17 protein-coding genes are annotated in these 16,774 nt (G+C 68.5%); all 17 read left to right on the forward strand.

Annotation, left to right across the window (positions count from 1 at the left end; genetic code table 11):
- Nucleotides 1–127 precede the first annotated feature (127 nt).
- A complete protein-coding gene (trpS, locus tag ACLFRM_RS05970; RefSeq protein ID WP_410754810.1) occupies nucleotides 128–1,150 on the forward strand; it encodes a tryptophan--tRNA ligase in 1,023 nt (340 codons plus the stop codon).
- Nucleotides 1,151–1,166: 16 nt separating this feature from the next.
- The gene (locus ACLFRM_RS05975; protein ID WP_410754811.1) at nucleotides 1,167–2,762 is read left to right on the forward strand and encodes an NAD(P)H-hydrate dehydratase; all 1,596 of its coding nucleotides are present in this window, start codon (nucleotides 1,167–1,169) and stop codon (nucleotides 2,760–2,762) included.
- The gene (gene tsaE, locus ACLFRM_RS05980) at nucleotides 2,759–3,253 is read left to right on the forward strand and encodes a tRNA (adenosine(37)-N6)-threonylcarbamoyltransferase complex ATPase subunit type 1 TsaE (protein WP_410754812.1); all 495 of its coding nucleotides are present in this window, start codon (nucleotides 2,759–2,761) and stop codon (nucleotides 3,251–3,253) included. The genes ACLFRM_RS05975 and tsaE overlap by 4 nt, the downstream gene beginning before the upstream one ends.
- Before the next feature lie 224 nt (nucleotides 3,254–3,477).
- Nucleotides 3,478–4,734: an N-acetylmuramoyl-L-alanine amidase gene (locus tag ACLFRM_RS05985; RefSeq protein ID WP_410754813.1), complete on the forward strand. Its 1,257-nt coding sequence runs from the start codon at nucleotides 3,478–3,480 to the stop codon at nucleotides 4,732–4,734.
- Nucleotides 4,735–4,833: 99 nt separating this feature from the next.
- Nucleotides 4,834–6,663: a DNA mismatch repair endonuclease MutL gene (mutL, locus tag ACLFRM_RS05990; protein WP_410754814.1), complete on the forward strand. Its 1,830-nt coding sequence runs from the start codon at nucleotides 4,834–4,836 to the stop codon at nucleotides 6,661–6,663.
- Between the two features lie 2 nt (nucleotides 6,664–6,665).
- Nucleotides 6,666–7,613, forward strand: coding sequence for a tRNA (adenosine(37)-N6)-dimethylallyltransferase MiaA (gene miaA, locus ACLFRM_RS05995; protein ID WP_410754815.1), 948 nt, complete (start codon nucleotides 6,666–6,668; stop codon nucleotides 7,611–7,613).
- A gap of 224 nt (nucleotides 7,614–7,837) precedes the next feature.
- Nucleotides 7,838–8,095 (forward strand): RNA chaperone Hfq, encoded by a 258-nt coding sequence (gene hfq / locus ACLFRM_RS06000; protein ID WP_322521062.1) that lies wholly within the window; start codon nucleotides 7,838–7,840, stop codon nucleotides 8,093–8,095.
- 5 nt (nucleotides 8,096–8,100) lie between these two features.
- Nucleotides 8,101–9,453 (forward strand): ribosome rescue GTPase HflX, encoded by a 1,353-nt coding sequence (gene hflX / locus ACLFRM_RS06005; RefSeq protein ID WP_410754816.1) that lies wholly within the window; start codon nucleotides 8,101–8,103, stop codon nucleotides 9,451–9,453.
- 147 nt (nucleotides 9,454–9,600) lie between these two features.
- The gene (hflK, locus tag ACLFRM_RS06010) at nucleotides 9,601–10,734 is read left to right on the forward strand and encodes an FtsH protease activity modulator HflK (RefSeq protein ID WP_410754817.1); all 1,134 of its coding nucleotides are present in this window, start codon (nucleotides 9,601–9,603) and stop codon (nucleotides 10,732–10,734) included.
- Entirely contained in the window at nucleotides 10,731–11,633 is a 903-nt protein-coding gene (gene hflC / locus ACLFRM_RS06015) for a protease modulator HflC (protein ID WP_410754818.1), read from the forward strand. The genes hflK and hflC overlap by 4 nt, the downstream gene beginning before the upstream one ends.
- 12 nt (nucleotides 11,634–11,645) lie before the next feature.
- Nucleotides 11,646–11,828 carry a DUF2065 domain-containing protein gene (locus tag ACLFRM_RS06020; protein WP_410754819.1) on the forward strand — a complete coding sequence of 61 codons (183 nt, stop codon included), beginning with the start codon at nucleotides 11,646–11,648 and terminating at the stop codon, nucleotides 11,826–11,828.
- A 153-nt stretch (nucleotides 11,829–11,981) separates the two neighbouring features.
- A complete protein-coding gene (locus tag ACLFRM_RS06025) occupies nucleotides 11,982–13,172 on the forward strand; it encodes an ATP phosphoribosyltransferase regulatory subunit (RefSeq protein WP_410754820.1) in 1,191 nt (396 codons plus the stop codon).
- Nucleotides 13,165–14,460, forward strand: a complete 1,296-nt coding sequence (locus ACLFRM_RS06030) for an adenylosuccinate synthase (protein ID WP_410754821.1) — start codon at nucleotides 13,165–13,167, stop codon at nucleotides 14,458–14,460. The genes ACLFRM_RS06025 and ACLFRM_RS06030 overlap by 8 nt, the downstream gene beginning before the upstream one ends.
- A gap of 204 nt (nucleotides 14,461–14,664) precedes the next feature.
- On the forward strand, nucleotides 14,665–14,931 hold the full coding sequence (gene rpsP, locus ACLFRM_RS06035; RefSeq protein ID WP_125197731.1) for a 30S ribosomal protein S16: 267 nt from the start codon (nucleotides 14,665–14,667) through the stop codon (nucleotides 14,929–14,931).
- A 3-nt stretch (nucleotides 14,932–14,934) separates the two neighbouring features.
- A complete protein-coding gene (gene rimM, locus ACLFRM_RS06040; protein WP_410754822.1) occupies nucleotides 14,935–15,456 on the forward strand; it encodes a ribosome maturation factor RimM in 522 nt (173 codons plus the stop codon).
- Nucleotides 15,456–16,250 (forward strand): tRNA (guanosine(37)-N1)-methyltransferase TrmD, encoded by a 795-nt coding sequence (gene trmD / locus ACLFRM_RS06045; protein ID WP_410754823.1) that lies wholly within the window; start codon nucleotides 15,456–15,458, stop codon nucleotides 16,248–16,250. The genes rimM and trmD overlap by 1 nt, the downstream gene beginning before the upstream one ends.
- Entirely contained in the window at nucleotides 16,247–16,594 is a 348-nt protein-coding gene (gene rplS / locus ACLFRM_RS06050) for a 50S ribosomal protein L19 (protein WP_410754824.1), read from the forward strand. Before trmD ends, rplS begins: the two co-directional genes overlap by 4 nt.
- The last annotated feature ends 180 nt before the right edge of the window (nucleotides 16,595–16,774 follow it).

Genomic DNA, 16,774 nt, shown 5'->3' on the forward strand with positions numbered 1-16,774 from the left:
AGGATAGGTGGTCAATGACGCTCGTCGGGCCTTTGCTATGATGTTCCGCCCCTGGCGGGGCGGGCAGGGGGATTTTCCGCCCGGCCCGGAACATGCCGTATCCATCCGCTTGAAGAAGCCACATCCTATGTCCAAGAATGCCAAGCCGCCGGTGGTGCTCTCCGGCATCCAGCCCTCCGGCCAGTTGCTCATCAGCCACTACGTCGGCGCGATCCGCAACTGGGTGACCATGCAGGACACGCACGACGCGCTGTTCATGCTGGTCGACCTGCACGCGATCACCGTGCGCCAGGACCCGGCCGAGTTCCGCTCGCGCTGCTACGACTTCCTCGCCCTGTATCTCGCCTGCGGGCTCGATCCGGACAAGAGCACGCTGTTCGTCCAGTCCCACGTCCCCGCGCACGCCGAGCTGGGCTGGGTGCTCAACTGCTACACCTACATGGGCGAGCTCGAGCGCATGACCCAGTTCAAGGACAAGTCGCAGCGCCACCAGGCGAACATCAACGCCGGCCTGTTCGACTACCCCGTGCTGATGGCCGCCGACATCCTGCTCTATCAGGCCACCCACGTGCCGGTCGGCGCCGACCAGAAGCAGCACCTCGAGCTCACCCGCGATCTCGCCATGCGGTTCAACAAGCTCTACGGCGACATCTTCACCGTGCCCGAGCCGTTCATCCCCAAGGCCGGCGCGCGGGTGATGTCGCTGCAGGACCCGACTGCCAAGATGTCGAAGTCCGACCCCAGCGAGGCCAGCTACGTGGCCCTGCTCGACGAGCCGAAGAAGATCCTCAAGAAGTTCAAGAAGGCGGTCACCGACTCGGACACGGAGATCCGCTTCGACCCGGAGAACAAGCCGGGTGTCTCCAACCTGATGACGCTGTTGTCGATCTTCGGCGACGAGTCGATCGAGTCGATCGAGAACCGGCTGGCGGGCGAGGGCTACGGCAAGCTCAAGGTGGAGACCGGCGAGGCGGTGATCGCGCATCTCGAGCCGATCACGGCGCGCTACCGCGAGATCCGCGCGGACGAGGCGGGGCTGGACGCCATCCTGGCCAAGGGCGCCGAGCGCGCCGCAGCCCGTGCCCGCCCGACACTCCAGCGCGCCTTCGATGCGCTGGGTTTCCTGCCGCGCCCCGACATCCTCGGCTGAGCAGGTCGCCCAAGCCATGGCCGTCCCCCGTCTCGTTCGCCCCGCTGCCGACCCGTGCCTGACGCGCGCCTGGTCGGTGGCGGCCATCCAGTCCCACGAGCGGGCGCTGTTCGCCGGCGGGGTGGATCCCTACGGCCTGATGGAGCGTGCCGGAGGCGCGGCCTTTGCCGAACTGCGTGAGCGCTGGCCGGATGCCCGGCGACTGGCCGTGCTGGTCGGCCCGGGTCAGAACGGCGGCGACGGGCTGGTGATCGCCCGGCTGGCCCGCGAGGCCGGGCTGGCGGTCGATCTGCTGGGTTGGCGTCGGCCGGAGTTTCAGGGCAGTGCCGCCCACGCCTGGTCGGCGTTGATGTCGGCTGCACCCGGGAGCGAGGTGCGGGACGAGCCGGCGGCCATCGACGCGGCGCTCGCGGGCGCCGACGTGGTGGTCGATGCCCTGTTCGGTATCGGCCTGGACCGTGCCATCGCGGGCGAGGCGGCCACCTTTCTCCAGCGCGTCTACCGTGCGGTGGACGCGCGCGACCAGCGCCCGGGCGTGCTGGCGGTGGACCTGCCGTCGGGCGTCGACGCGGACCGCGGGGCGGTCGACCCGTTGACCCTGCCGGCCGACGTCACGGTGACGTTTCTCGGCATCAAGCGTGGCCTGAGCACCGGCCCGGCTCTGGCCGCCTGTGGCGAACGTGTACTGGCCGACCTCGGCTGCCCGATCGAGTCCGCCGACGAGCCCCCGCTCGAGTTGCTTGCCGGTGGCGCGCACCTCGGCCCGCGTGCGGTCGACGGGCACAAGGGGCGCTTCGGCACGGTGCTGGTCGCGGCCGGCAATCGCGGCATGCCCGGCGCCGCGCGCCTGGCCGCGGAGGCGGCCCTGCGTGCCGGGGCCGGCAAGGTCATCGTCGCCACCCACCCCGATCATGCCGCGACGCTCAATGTCGGCCGCCCCGAGCTTATCGTGCACGGGGTCGACTCGGCCCAGGAGCTGCTGCGGCTTGCCGCCCTGGCGACCAGTGTGGTGGTCGGCCCCGGGCTGGGACGCGATGCCTGGGCGATGGCCGTCTGGCGGGCGTTGCGCGACTGTCCCTTGCCGCTGGTGGTGGATGCCGATGCGCTGCGCCTGCTGGGGCCGAATTCGTTGCGCGACCGGGAGGCGGTGGTCACGCCGCACCCGGGCGAGGCGGCCATGCTGCTCGAATGCGATACCGATGCGATCAATGCCGACCGCCTGGGTGCGGCCCGCATGCTCGCCGATCGGCTCGGCTGCGCCGTGGTGCTCAAGGGGGCCGGCAGCGTGCTGGTCGCCGGCGGGCGAGTGGCGGTCTGCCAGCGGGGGGGCGCGGCGCTGGCCACCGCCGGCACCGGGGATGTCCTGGCCGGCCTGCTCGGCGCGTTGCTCGGCATGGGGCTGTCGCGCTCTGCCGCGATGGAGCTGGGGGTCTGTCTGCACGCCGAGGCCGGCGAGATCGAGGGGGCAGCCCGTGGCGAGTGGGGCATGGCCGCCGGCGACCTGTTCGAGGCGATCCGGGGGCGGTTGAACGGTCGGATCGCCCCGGCTTGCTCGGGCTGGCGGCGGATAGGTTCGGCGGGAGGCGATGCCTTGCCGGGAATGGTCTCGTGACCCACGCCGACGACAGGGTGCGGCGGGACGGGCTCGACCAGGCGGCCGTCGAGTCGTTCGCCGCCCGCCTGGCGGCGGTGGCGCCCCCGGCGGGCGTGCTGTCGCTGCGCGGCGAGCTCGGCGCCGGCAAGTCGACCTTCGCCCGGGCGTTCCTGCGTGCGCTGGGGGTGGAAGGCACCATCCGCAGTCCCACCTACACGCTGGTCGAGCCCTACGACGTGGCGGCCGGCCCGGGCGGACCGTCCCGGGTGCTGCATCTCGACCTCTACCGGTTGGCCGACCCCGAGGAACTCGACTACCTCGGCGTGCGCGACGAGGTCGACCAGGCGCTGTTCCTGGTGGAGTGGCTGAGCCAGGCCCACGGCGAGCTCGTGGCCGACCTCGAACTGTCCCTGCGTGGCACGGTGGATCACCCCGATCACCGGGATGTTGCCTGCCGCCCGCTCACGGCGCTGGGAGCGGCCTGGTTGGCAGGGCTTGCCGTCGACTGAGCGGGTCGGCCGTTGGGTGTGGCGTTTTTTCAACGCCTTTGAAACCACATCATCTTGTGCCGCATCTGTCTCATGGGTGCCATATTTGGTAAGCGGGCTCCTCGTATCGGGTTAAGGAGTGCGCGCTATCTTCTTGCAATTGTTGAAAAAAATCCCTTTTGGCGCACACTGTAGGAACCGTGTCGTACGACACGTTCTTGGGGCTGTGTTGCCAGAGGTGGAGCATGAACAACTCATCCCAATCTGACCGTGATGCACTTGCCTTGCTGACCGCCGATCGCCGCCGCTTCCTGCGCATGGCGCTGGGCACCGGGGCAGCGGCCTTCGGTCTTCCCCTGGCCGGTCCAGCGCTGGCCGGCCGGGCGGTCGATGTCTCTCGCGTCGAGGCGGGGAGCCACGACGGCTTTACCCGTTACGTCTTCGCCATTTCCGACCCGGTCGATTTCGACACGCTGCTGCTCGACGACCCGGCGCGCGCGGTCATCGATGTGCACTCGGCCCGGCTCAAGGACGTATCCCTGCCGTCGACCCCGGACTCCCCGGTGGTCAAGGGCCTGCGCGTCGGTGTGCGCAACGGCCACGACCTGCGTCTCGTGTTCGACCTCAAGAAGCGGGCCCGCCCGCAGATCATCATCCTGCCACCCACCGGCGGCGGGTCTCACCGGCTGGTGATCGACCTGCCCCACGGTGGCGGTGCGGAAACCGTGATCGCCGAGCGCCCGGATGTCCCGCGCCAGGAATCTTCCGCAAGGTCGAGTTCGGGCGCGTTCCGCGACCTTGTGGTGGCGATCGATCCGGGCCACGGCGGCAAGGACCCCGGCGCCATCGGCCGTCGCGGCACGCGGGAAAAGGACATCGTGCTCAACATCGGCCTGCAGCTGCGCGACCTGATCGAGGCGACCCCCGGCCTGACGCCGGTGATGACCCGCGAGGACGATCGCTTCATCCCGCTGCGACAGCGCACCGAGATCGCGCGGCGTCACGAGGCCGACCTGTTCATCTCGGTGCACGCCGACGCCTTCCGCCTGGCCTCGGCCAAGGGGGCCTCGGTCTACTGCCTGAGCCAGAACGGTGCCAGTTCCGAGGCCGCCCGCTGGCTGGCCGCCAAGGAGAACAGCGCCGACTTCGTCGGTGGGGCGTCGCTCTCGGGGCATGACGAGGACGTCGCCTCGGTGTTGCTCGACCTGGCGCAGACCAAGACGCTGGAGTCGAGCCTTGATTTTGCCGATCGAGTGCTCGGACGCATCGGCAACGTGGCCAAGCTGCACAAGCGCGATGTCCAGCAAGCGGGGTTTGCGGTGCTCAAGTCGCCGGACATCCCTTCCATTCTGGTGGAGAGCGCCTTCATCAGTAATCCCGACGAGGAGGTGCGGTTGCGCTCCTCGCAGTACCAGCGCCAGATCGCCCAGTCCATTCTCGAGGGGGTGAACAGCTACTACACGGCCCACGCCCCGCAGGGCACCCGCTACGCCATGATCTGAACCCTGCAGGCCGGCGGGGTATCGCCATGCTTGTCTCCCGGCAGGCCGGCGGGCGACAATCACGGGCTTTCGCTTCGTGATCACCTTCCCGGGAGCCCCATGGCCGAGATCCGCCAACTGCCGCAGTCCCTGGTCAACCAGATCGCCGCCGGCGAGGTGGTCGAGCGCCCGGCCAGCGTGATCAAGGAACTGGTGGAGAACGCGCTCGATGCCGGCGCCGACCGGGTCGAGGTCCAGGTGGTCGCCGGTGGGGTCAAGCAATTGTCCGTGCGTGACAACGGCCACGGCATGCCCCCGGAGCAACTGCCGCTGGCGATCTCCCCGCACGCGACCAGCAAGATCCGCGACCTGGATGACCTCGAGGCGGTGGCCAGTTTCGGCTTTCGCGGCGAGGCGCTGGCGAGCATCCAGTCGATCTCGCGCCTGCGACTGGTCTCGCGCACCGCCGAGCATGACCACGGCTGGGAGCTTGCCCCGGGCGTTTTCGACGAGCCCCGCCCGACGCCGGCGAAGCCCGGCACGCTGGTCGACGTGCGCGACCTGTTCTTCAACGTGCCCGCGCGGCGCAAGTTTCTGCGTACCGAGCGCACCGAGTTCGGTCACGTCGATCAGTTGCTGCGCAAGCTCGCGCTGGCCAATCCCGGGGTCGCCTTCCGCCTGACGCACAACGATCGCGTGGTGCTCGACCTGCCGTCGGTCGAGCTCGACGCGATCGAGTCGCGCATTGCCGCCGTGCTCGGTCAGGGCTTTCTGGAGCAGGCGCGCGAGATCGACGCCTCGGCCTCGGGGTTCGCCCTTCAGGGGCTGGTGGCCAGCCCGCAGTATGCCCGCGCCTCCACCGATCAGCAGCTGTTCTTCGTCAACGGCCGGGTGGTGCGCGACCGGCTGGTCGCCCACGCCATCCGCCGCGCCTACAGCGACGTGCTGCACCACGCCCGTCACCCGGCCTACGTGCTCTCCCTGACACTCGACCCGGCGGCCGTGGACGTCAACGTGCACCCGACCAAGGCCGAGGTGCGCTTTCGCGACGCCCGCGGGGTGCACGACTTCCTGTTCCAGTCGGTACACCGGGCCCTGGCGACCCCGGGCGGGGTTGCGTCCTCGGGCGCTGCCCATGGCGAGTCGGTCGAGGCGATGGCCCGCGCCATGCCGTTCGACGGCGTCCCGCCGGGCGTGTCGACCAGTCCATTGCTCAATCGATCGCCCGGCCCGTCGGTCGCCAGTGGCGGTCGCGCGGCGCAAGGCTATTTCTCCCTGCTCGAACAGGGGCGACTCGGCGAGGGCGGCGATCGCGGCGTGGCCGAGCCGCTGCCGGTGGACGAGGAGATTCCGCCGCTCGGTTACGCCATCGCCCACCTGGGCGAGATCTACATCCTGGCGCGCAATCGCGACGGGCTGGTCATCGTCGATGCCCACGCCGCCGCGGAGCGGGTCACCTACGAGCGGCTCAAGCAGAGCTGGCGCGAGCGGGTGCTCTCGGCCGCGCCGTTGCTGCTGCCGGTGGATCTCGCCGTCTCGCCGTCGGAGGCGGAGGCCTTCGAGGCCTGGCAGGAGGCGTTCGCCGCGGCCGGGGTGGTGCTCGACCGGGTCGGGCCCGAGCGCGTGCGGGTGCGCGAGGTGCCCGTGATGCTGCGCGAGGCGGATATCGAGACGCTGGTGCGCGAGATGCTGGCCGAGATGCGCCGCCTGCCGCTGGCAGGCGGCGACGTGCCCCGCGCGGTGATCGACGATCGGATCGACGAGATCCTCTCGACGATGGCCTGCCATGGTTCGGTGCGCGCCAATCGGCGCCTGACCGTGGCCGAGATGAACGCCCTGCTGCGCGACATGGAGCGTACCGAGCGCTCGGATCAGTGCAACCACGGCCGGCCCACCTGGCGTCGGCTGACGATCGAGGAGCTCGATCGCTGGTTCATGCGGGGACAGTGACGGTGGGCGCGGAGACCCTGCCCATCGTCGCCATCGCCGGGCCGACCGCCTCGGGCAAGACCGCACTTGCCATGCGCCTGGCCGACCGGCTGCCGGTGTCGATCATCTCGGTCGACTCGGTGATGATCTACCGCGGCATGGACATCGGCACCGCCAAGCCGCCGGCGGACCTGCTGGCGCGCTACCCGCACGCCCTGGTCGACATCCGCGATCCGGCCGAGAGCTACAGCGTCGAGGCATTCTGCCGCGATGCGGTGACCGCGATCGACGCGGCGCGCGAGGCGGGCCGGGTGCCGCTGCTGGTCGGCGGGACGATGATGTACTTCCAGGCCCTGCTCGAGGGACTCTCGCGCCTGCCGCCGACCGATGAGGGCGTGCGCGAGGCCGTTGCCGACGAGGCGGCGGCGGTCGGCTGGCCGGCCATGCATCGGCAGCTGGCCGAGGTCGACCCGGTGGCCGCCGCGCGCATCCACGCCACCGACCCGCAACGGATCGGCCGGGCGCTGGAGGTCTTTCGCGCCACCGGCAAGAGCCTGACCGCCTGGCAGGCGGCACACCCGCCGGTCTCGCCGCTGGCTGGAGAGACGTTGCTGGCGATCGCCCTCTGGCCGCCGAGCACGGCTCACACCCGCCGGGCGGTCGCCGAACGCTTCGATGCGATGCTCGAGGCGGGCTTTCTCGCCGAGGTCGAGGCCCTGACTGCCCGAGGGGACCTGCATCCCGGGCTGCCCTCGATGCGGGCGGTCGGCTATCGCCAGGCCTGGTCGCACCTGGCCGGCGAGTGGGATTTCGCGACCATGCGCGAGCGGGCGATCACCGCCACGCGGCAATTGGCCAAGCGACAGCGCACCTGGCTGCGCGCCGCGCCGCGCTGGGAGGCGATGGACGCCGAGGCGGTCGATCGGGTCGAGTCGCGCATAATGAACTTTCTCGACGCGTCGGTATCTTGAAGTGGGGTCGTGTGCCATCGACCGGGTTCGACGGGGCGAGCGATCACTCGGCCTGTCGGCCGCCCGCAATTCCCCTACACTTTTCCCTGATTGAATTGCCGGCAGGCGTCCCCATCGTTACGGCCATTGCCCGCTTGTCGCGGCGGTCGTGTCAACGGGGTCCCCAGGCCGCCGAGAACGGCCGACCGGCTGGAGAGGCCGTATAACCAACAAGAGGAATCACCATGGCCAAAAGCCAGTCATTGCAAGAACCGTTTCTCAACACCCTGCGCCGCGAGCACATCCCGGTGTCCATCTACTTGCGCAACGGCATCAAGCTGCAGGGCCAGATCGACTCGTTCGACAACTTCGTCGTCCTCCTGAAGAACAACGTGTCCCAGCTGGTCTACAAGCACGCCATCAGCACCATTGTGCCCACCCGGCCGGTGAACATCGATCCCGAGCCCAAGGGCGAGGGCCGCGACGGTGGGGGTGACGAATAAGCCCGATGGAGTTCTTCGAGCGCCACGAGGGCGGTGAACGGGCCGTGTTGCTGCACGTCGAGCAGCGCGCGGTGGATTCCAACGAGGACCTGGCGGAGTTCCGCGAGCTGGTTCGCTCGGCCGGCGCCGAGATCCTCGCCGAGAGCGAGGTCAAGCGACAGACCCCGGACCCGCGCCTGTTCATCGGCAAGGGCAAGGCCGAGGAGCTGGCCGAACTGGTCGCCGCTCACGAGGCCGAGCTGGTGATCGTCAACGCCCAGCTCTCGCCCTCCCAGGAGCGCAACCTCGAGCGGCTGGTCAAGTGCCGCGTGCTGGATCGCACCGGCCTGATCCTCGACATCTTCGCCCAGCGGGCGCGCTCGCACGAGGGCAAGCTGCAGGTCGAACTGGCCCAGCTCAATCACCTCTCGACCCGACTGGTGCGCGGCTGGACCCACCTCGAGCGCCAGCGCGGCGGCTCGATCGGCCTGCGCGGGCCGGGCGAGACCCAGCTGGAGATGGATCGCCGCCTTCTCGGGGGGCGCATCAAGCAGCTCAAGGAACGCATCGCCCGTGTGCGCCGGCAGCGCGCCGAGGGGCGCAAGGGACGCCAGCAGTCCGACGTGCCCACCGTGGCGCTGGTCGGCTACACCAACGCCGGCAAGTCGACCCTGTTCAACGCCCTGACCGTGGCCGAATCCTTTGCGGCCGACCAGCTCTTCGCCACGCTCGACACCACGCTGCGTCGCGTCGAGATGACCCCGCAGCTGACGGTGGTGTTCGCCGACACGGTCGGCTTCATCCGCCACCTGCCCCACGAACTGGTCTCCGCGTTCCGCTCGACTCTCGAGGAGACCCTCGAGGCCGACCTGTTGCTGCACGTGGTCGACGCGTCCTCGCCGGAGCGCGATCGGCAGATCGAGGACGTCGAGGCGGTGCTCGAGGAAATCGGCGCCGGCAAGATGCCGCGCCTGGACGTGATGAACAAGATCGACCGGCTCGAGGACGGCGCGGTACGCGTCGATCGCGACGCCGCCAATCGTCCCGTCCGGGTGTGGGTGTCGGCGCGCGATGCCCGCGGTCTCGACGAGTTGCGCGAGGCACTGGGCGAACGCCTCGAGCCGAGCAGTGTCACGCGGCGGCTGTTCATCCCCATGGCCGACGGACGGCTGTATGCCCAGCTGCAGGGCGAGGGCGCCGTGCTCGACGAGTCGGTCGACGAGGAGGGCTGGCAGCTGGAGATCAACCTGCCGATCGCCCGCTGGGGGCAATTGCTGAAGAAAGAGCCGACGTTGGCCGACATGGTGATCGACGCCCCCGAGCCCACGCCGCCCGAACCGTTCGAGCAGGTCCTGGCCGAACGCGAGTCCGATCACTGACTCCTGCCGCACGGCGGTTGCCACGCCCGGCCACGGCCACTACACTTTGGCGCTGCTTTCCGCCCGACGGGCGGGTTGCGCCTCGAGTAGTCAAGCGAACATACCCATGCCCGCCGGATTCGCCGGCGGCAATCACTGGAGAAGCCCATGGCCTGGAACGAGCCGGGTGGCGGTAAGGATCCCTGGTCGAATCCCCGCGGCCGGGGCGGCAAGCCGCCCAACATCGACGAAGCCCTCGGACGCCTGAAGGACCGCTTCGGCGGAGGTGGCGGCATGGGCAACGCCGGCGGGTCCAAGGGGATCCTCGCGATCCTCGGTATCGTGCTGATCGGCTGGCTGATCTCCGGTATCTACATCGTCGACGAGGGTCAGCGCGGCGTCGTGCTGACCTTCGGCAAGTACACCAGCACCGCCGGCCCGGGGCCGCACTGGCACCCGCCGTACCCGATCTCGGACGTGGTCACCGTCAATGTCGACGAGTACCGCGATCGTGAACTGAGCATGACCGTGCTGACGAACGACGAGAACATCGTCGACGTCGACCTGGCCAGCCAGTTCACGGTGCGCGACCCGGTCGAGTTCCTGTTCAATGTCCGCGATCCCAACAGCACGTTGCAGGACGTCATGCAGAGCGCGATCCGCGAGGTCATCGGCTCGAGCCGCATGGACTACGTCCTGACCGACGGTCGGGTCGAGATCGTCGACGCGGTGCGCACCCGCATGCAGGAACTGCTCGAGTCCTACCAGACCGGCCTGACCGTCCGCTCGGTCAACCTGCAGGACGTGCAGCCGCCCGAGCCGGTCCAGCCGGCCTTCGAGGACGCCATCCGGGCCCGCGAGGACGAACAGCGCTACATCAACGAGGCACTGGCCTACGCCAACCAGGTGGTGCCGCGTGCCCGAGGCGACGCCGCGCAGATCCTGGAGCAGGCCAAGGGCTACCAGTCCCGCGTGATCAACCAGGCAGAGGGTGAGGCCGCCCGTTTCGACGCGCTGCTGGCGTCCTACAAGATCGCCCCGTCGATCATCCGCGAGCGCATCTACATCGACACGCTCGGCGAGATCTACGCCAAGGGCAACAAGATCGTGGTCGACCCGGAAAACGCCAACAACATCCTGAACCTGCCGCCGGTCAACAAGGGCAACGTGATGCAGGACAGCGACCTGCGTGACGGTGCACCGCTCGCGGTGCCGTCACTGTCGACGAACTTCCCGTCCGGCGGTGAGACCGGCAGTTCCAACAACAACCGTTCCGGTCTGCGTACCAGGGGGTCCGAATGAACTGGGTGACGCGCCTGCTGCTGCCGATCATCGTCGTGGTCGTGTTCCTCTATGCGACCGCGACCTTCCAGGTGGCCGAATACCAGGAGGGCGTGAAGTTCCGCCTGGGTGAGATCGTCGAGACCGATTTCGAGCCCGGCCTGCACTTCAAGTTGCCGTTCGTGAACTCGGTGCGCCTGTTCGACACGCGCATCCTCTCGCTGTCCACGCCGCCGGAGCGTTTTCTGACCAGCGAGAAGAAGAACCTGATCGTCGACTACTACATCAAGTGGCGCATCACGAATCCGGCCGACTTCTACCGGGCGACCCGCGGTCGTGAGACCGTGGCCGAGAGCCGCCTGAACCAGATCGTCAAGGACAGCATGAAGAGCCAGATCTCCAGCCGCACCATCGCCGAGGTGGTCTCCGGGGATCGCGACCTGTTCATGCGCAACGTGATCGAGACCACCAACGAGGACATCTCGGGGCTGGGTCTGGAGATCGTCGACGTGCGGATCATGCGCATCGAGCTGCCGCAGGAAGTGCGCGAGTCGGTCTATTCGCGCATGGAGAAGGAGCGCTCGACCGTGGCCAAGGCCATCCGCTCGCGCGGTGAGGAGCAGGCCAAGCGCATCACCTCCGATGCCGACCGTCAGCGCGTGGTGATCATCTCCGAGGCCGAGCGCGAGGCGGACGAGCTGCGAGGCGAGGGCGATGCCGAGGCCGCTCGCGTCTATGCCGAGTCCTTCGGTCAGGACGAGGAGTTCTTCTCCTTCTATCGCAGCATCCAGGCATACCAGAAGGTATTCGCCAACGGCAGCGACACCTTCATCCTCAGCCCGGATAGCCCGTTCCTCCGCTACTTCGAGTCGCCGAATGGCGGGAGCGAATCGGAGGACGACGCGCTGCCGGCGCGCTAAGGGCCGTCGGTCATGATGGACGACCTGTTGCGGGTGCTCGGCCTGGTGCTGATCATCGAGGCGCTGCTGCCGTTCATCAGCCCGCGCACCTACCGCAAGGCGGTCGCGCAGCTCGCCCTGACGCCCGATGCGCGCATGCGGAGCATTGCGCTGGCGATGCTACTGATCGGCCTGGCGCTCTGGGTCTGGGGCTAGCCCGCGCGGCCGGTTGCCGGGGCCATCGTCAATCAAGAACCCCAGCCCGGGCTGGGGTTTTTTGTGTGCCGCGTTTACAATACGCGGGTTTTGCCCGTGCCGTGTCCCGCCTCGGCCTTTCGTCCACGACACACTCGACACCCTGCAACCGCAATGAGCAATCAGTCCCCCTGGATTCTGCCGGCCGGCATCGACGAGGTCCTGCCCGCGCAGGCACGCCGCATTGAGCGCGTTCGTACCCGCATGCTCGAAACCTTCGATCGATGGGGGTACGAGCTGGTGGTACCGCCGATGGTGGAGTTCATCGACACGCTGCTGGTCGGCACCGGCGAGGATCTCGATCTCGAGACGCTAAAGGTGACCGACGGCCTGTCCGGCCGTCAGCTGGGGGTGCGGGCCGACATGACCCCGCAGGTCGCGCGGATGGATGCCCACAGCCTGCCGCCGGTCGACGAGCGGCGGTTGTGCTACATCGGTACCGTGATCCGCGCCAAGACCGACGGGCTGGGCGGTTCGCGCGCGCCGATGCAGGTCGGTGCCGAGCTGTTCGGCGTCGACGGGCCGGAGGCGGACGTGGAGGTGATCTCCTTGATGACCGAGGCGCTGGCGGTCGGTGGTTGCCGGCAGATGACGCTGGATCTCGGTCACGTGGGCGTGTTTCGCTCCCTGGTCCGCGCCGCCGGGCTGGACGCCTCCCGCGAGGATCGCTTGCGTGACGCGCTCACCCGCAAGGCCATTCCCGAGATCCGTCAGACGCTCGCGGACTGGTCGCTGGCGACGCCGCTCGCCGAGGCCATCGAGGCGCTTTGCGAGCTGCACGGGCCGTGGCGGGCGACGGTCGAGCAGGCCCGGCAGCGTCTGGACGGGCTGCTTGACGCCGACGGGCGGGCGGCGCTCGATCGCCTCGCCACCGTGGCCGAGGCGATCGACGCCCGCGTCGATGGCGAGGTGCTGGTCGACCTGTCCGAGCTGCACGGCTACCACTACCAGACCGGGCTGGTCTACGCGGCGTACTCGCCGCGCATGGGGCGGGAGATCGCCCGCGGCGGTCGCTACGACGACATTGGCCAGGTGTTCGGTCGCTCGCGCCCGGCGCTGGGCTTCTCGCTCGACCTGCGCGACCTGTTGGGCGAGGCGGACGACGAGGCGTCGGTGCGTCCGACCGCCTACGCGCCGGCACGACTCAACGACGCCGCCCTCGATCGGGCGGTGAGCGAATTGCGCGAGCAGGGCTATCGCGTGATCACGACGAAATCGATTCCCGACGGCGCGCCGCGACTGGCCGCCGTCGACGACGGACAGACACAAACTTGGCAGCTAACAGGTGAATTGGACCATGGGTAAGAGTGTGGTCGTTCTCGGGTCCCAGTGGGGCGACGAGGGCAAGGGCAAGGTCGTCGACCTGCTGACGGAGAACGTCGGCGCGGTCGTGCGCTTCCAGGGCGGGCACAACGCCGGACATACCCTGGTGATCGACGGCGAGAAGACCGTCCTGCACCTGATCCCGTCGGGCATCCTGCGCGAGGGCGTCAAGTGCCTGATCGGCAATGGCGTGGTGCTGGCCCCGGACGCGCTGATCGAGGAGATCGAGCAGCTCGAGTCCCGTGGCGTGCCGGCCTCCGATCGCCTGATGCTCTCCGAGGCCTGCCCGCTGATCCTGCCGCACCACGTCGCGCTGGACAAGGCCCGCGAGCATGCCCGCGGGGAGCAGAAGATCGGCACCACCGGCCGTGGAATCGGCCCGGCCTACGAGGACAAGGTCGCCCGCCGCGGCATCCGCCTCGAGGACATCTTCCACCGCGAGCGGCTGGCCGCGAAGCTCGGCGAAGTGCTCGACTACCACAACTTCGTGTTGCGCCAGTACTTCGGCGCCGAGCCGATCGACTTCCAGCAGACGCTCGACCGGCTGCTGGCCCAGGCCGAGATCCTCGCGCCGATGGTGGGCGACGTGCCGGGCACGCTGGCGGCGATGCGCGCACAAGGTCGCAACCTGATGTTCGAGGGCGCGCAAGGCACGCTGCTGGACATCGACCACGGCACCTACCCGTACGTGACCTCCTCGAACACCACCGCCGGCGGGGCCTCCACCGGCAGTGGCGTCGGTCCGCTCGAGCTCGACTACGTGCTCGGGATCACCAAGGCCTACACCACGCGGGTCGGTGGCGGGCCGTTCCCGACCGAGCTCGAGGACGAGATCGGCGAGCGGCTGGCCAAGCGCGGTCACGAATTCGGTTCGACCACCGGCCGGGCGCGGCGCTGCGGCTGGTTCGACGCCGTCGCCCTGCGTCGCGCCGTGCAGATCAACAGCCTCTCGGGCCTGTGCCTGACCAAGCTCGACGTGCTCGACGGCATGGAAGAGGTGCGGATCTGCATCGGCTACGAGATCGAGGGTCAGCGCATCGAGAGCGCGCCGTTCTCGGCCGATACCTACTCGCGTTGCGTGCCGGTCTACGAGTCGATGCCCGGCTGGCAGGCGACCACCGTGGGCGTAAAGGATGTCGACGACCTTCCCGACGAGGCGCGCGCCTACATCCGGCGGATCGAGGAACTGACCGGCGTGCCGGTGGACCTGATCTCGACCGGTCCGGACCGCGAGGAAACCATCGTTCTGCGGGACCCGTACGACGCCTGAGCGTCAATGGCGCCGCCGGACCCGAAGGCCCGCCGAAAAATCGGTGGGTCGCAGGTCTTTATTTCTGCGCAAAAATCCGTAAAATCGCGCCACTTGAATTTCCCTCGGTGAATTGCCGAGGCTGCGAGATCGGTCAGATGGCTGGCCGGCGTCGTCGACGACGCAGTCTGGCAGTCACTTATCCAACAGGAATCGTTAAGCGTTATGGTCAAGATTCGTCTGGCTCGTACTGGTGCCAAAAAGAAGCCCTTCTACCACGTCGTCGTCACCGACAAGCGCAACGCGCGTGACAGCGGCTCGTACGTCGAGCGCCTCGGGTTCTTCAACCCGGTCGCCCGTGGTCAGGAAGAGCGCCTGCGCCTGGACCTCGATCGCCTGGCCTTCTGGCAGGAGCGCGGTGCGCAGACCAGCGAGCGCGTTGCCTCGCTGGTTCGCCAGAGCAAGAAGCAGGCGACTGCTGCCGCCGAGTAAGCGGTGACGGCGTCGGCGGAACCGGTCGATCCGGTCGTCATCGCCCAGCTGGGTCGTCCCCACGGCATCAAGGGCTGGGTGTGGCTGCAGGTGTTCACTCGACCGATCGAGAACATCAAGCGGTACCGTGACGTCACCCTGCGCACCGAGCGCGGCGAAACGCGCCCGGCGCAGATAGAGAAGCTGACGTTCCACCCCAAGGGCGTGACCGTCAAGATCGCCGGCCTCGACGACCGCACGGCCGTCGAGTCGCTGGGGCGGGCCGAGGTGGTTGTCGGACGTGACTCCCTGCCGCCGGCCGGCCCGGACGAATACTACTGGCGCGACCTGATCGGTTGTGACGTGGTCCATCACTCCGGCCAGGTGCTGGGCGAGGTGAAGGACATGATGGAGACCGGCGCGAACGACGTGCTGGTCGTCCACGGGGATCGGGAGCGCTTGATTCCCTTTCTGCCCGACGAGGTGATCCGGTCGGTCGACCTCGATGCCCGCCGGATCGAGGTCGACTGGGACCCCGACTTCTGATGCGGATTTCGGTGGTGACCCTGTTCCCCGAACTGGTGGACGCGGGGAACCGCTGCGGCATGGTCCGCTCCGCCATCGAGAAGGGTCGGTTGAACGTTGCCGGCTACAACCCGCGCGACTGGTCGACCGATCGGAACCGTAGGGTGGACGATCGCCCCTTTGGCGGCGGGCCGGGCATGCTGCTCCAGCCGGAACCGATCAGCGGGGCGATCGATGCGGCGGTGATGGACGCCGGCGCGAAACGGCCATTGGTCGTGGCGCTTTCGCCGCAGGGGCAGCGGCTCGATCGGCACGTGATCGCCGACTGGGCGGAGCGAGAGCAGCCGCTGGTGCTGGTCTGCGGTCGCTACGAGGGCTTCGACCAGCGGATACTCGACTCCCGGGTGGATGTCGAGTACTCCCTCGGGGACCTGGTGCTCTCCGGGGGCGAGCTGGCGGCGATGGTGGTGGTCGACGCGATCGCGCGACGGCTGCCGGACGTGGTCGGGGACGCGCAGTCGGTTGTCGAGGATTCCTTCGAGGCCGACCGGCTGGATCACCCCCACTACACGCGGCCGCCGGAATGGGAAGGACGCGGCGTGCCGGCGGTGCTGTCCAGCGGCGATCACCGACGGATCGCCGAATGGCGGGCCGAGCAGGCCCTGATGACCACGGCCCGGCGACGTCCGGACCTATTTTTGCAACACGGGCCGACCGACGACGAACGGTCGGCACTGGAAAGACACTGGCTTGCGGGCGGCGATGACGACCCCGGCCAATCAGACACGCGATTGATAACAGGTGGCGGAAAATGAGCGAGATCATCAAGAAAATCGAAGCCGATCAAATGACCCGCGAGGTGCCGGAGTTCGGCCCCGGCGACACGGTTTCCGTCGACGTGCGGGTAACCGAGGGCGATCGTGAGCGCCTGCAGGCGTTCGAGGGCGTCGTGATTGCCAAGCGCAATCGTGGCCTGAACTCCTCCTTCACCGTGCGCAAGATCTCGTACGGCGAGGGCCTGGAGCGGGTCTTCCAGACCTACAGCCCGCAGATCGCCTCGATCACGGTCAAGCGCCGCGGTGACGTTCGTCGCGCCAAGCTTTACTACCTGCGTGGTCGTACCGGCAAGGCCGCCCGCATCCGCGAGCGTCTGGGCTGATTCGACCCCGGTCGACGAAACGAACCCCCGCACCTTCGGTGACGGGGGTTTCGCTTTTTCTGAAGGCGGGTCCCATGCGTCTCGATGCCCCAGTGACTTGTGGCCGCCATCCCGGGCCAACGGCATGAACGGGCGCTGGATTGTCGGTTTCGATGGCTGCCCCGGTGGCTGGGTGGCGGT

It is taken from the genome of Guyparkeria sp. (genome assembly GCF_046540515.1).
GTDB lineage: Bacteria > Pseudomonadota > Gammaproteobacteria > Halothiobacillales > Halothiobacillaceae > Guyparkeria.

Bases quoted from the DNA above. Each gene is read 5' to 3' on its own strand.
- trpS (WP_410754810.1), top strand. From the start codon at position 128: ATGTCCAAGAATGCCAAGCCGCCGGTGGTGCTCTCCGGCATCCAGCCC.
- ACLFRM_RS05975 (WP_410754811.1), top strand. From the start codon at position 1,167: ATGGCCGTCCCCCGTCTCGTTCGCCCCGCTGCCGACCCGTGCCTGACG.
- ACLFRM_RS05985 (WP_410754813.1), top strand. From the start codon at position 3,478: ATGAACAACTCATCCCAATCTGACCGTGATGCACTTGCCTTGCTGACC.
- mutL (WP_410754814.1), top strand. From the start codon at position 4,834: ATGGCCGAGATCCGCCAACTGCCGCAGTCCCTGGTCAACCAGATCGCC.
- hfq (WP_322521062.1), top strand. From the start codon at position 7,838: ATGGCCAAAAGCCAGTCATTGCAAGAACCGTTTCTCAACACCCTGCGC.
- hflX (WP_410754816.1), top strand. From the start codon at position 8,101: ATGGAGTTCTTCGAGCGCCACGAGGGCGGTGAACGGGCCGTGTTGCTG.
- hflK (WP_410754817.1), top strand. From the start codon at position 9,601: ATGGCCTGGAACGAGCCGGGTGGCGGTAAGGATCCCTGGTCGAATCCC.
- hflC (WP_410754818.1), top strand. From the start codon at position 10,731: ATGAACTGGGTGACGCGCCTGCTGCTGCCGATCATCGTCGTGGTCGTG.
- ACLFRM_RS06020 (WP_410754819.1), top strand. From the start codon at position 11,646: ATGATGGACGACCTGTTGCGGGTGCTCGGCCTGGTGCTGATCATCGAG.
- ACLFRM_RS06025 (WP_410754820.1), top strand. From the start codon at position 11,982: ATGAGCAATCAGTCCCCCTGGATTCTGCCGGCCGGCATCGACGAGGTC.
- ACLFRM_RS06030 (WP_410754821.1), top strand. From the start codon at position 13,165: ATGGGTAAGAGTGTGGTCGTTCTCGGGTCCCAGTGGGGCGACGAGGGC.
- rpsP (WP_125197731.1), top strand. From the start codon at position 14,665: ATGGTCAAGATTCGTCTGGCTCGTACTGGTGCCAAAAAGAAGCCCTTC.
- trmD (WP_410754823.1), top strand. From the start codon at position 15,456: ATGCGGATTTCGGTGGTGACCCTGTTCCCCGAACTGGTGGACGCGGGG.
- rplS (WP_410754824.1), top strand. From the start codon at position 16,247: ATGAGCGAGATCATCAAGAAAATCGAAGCCGATCAAATGACCCGCGAG.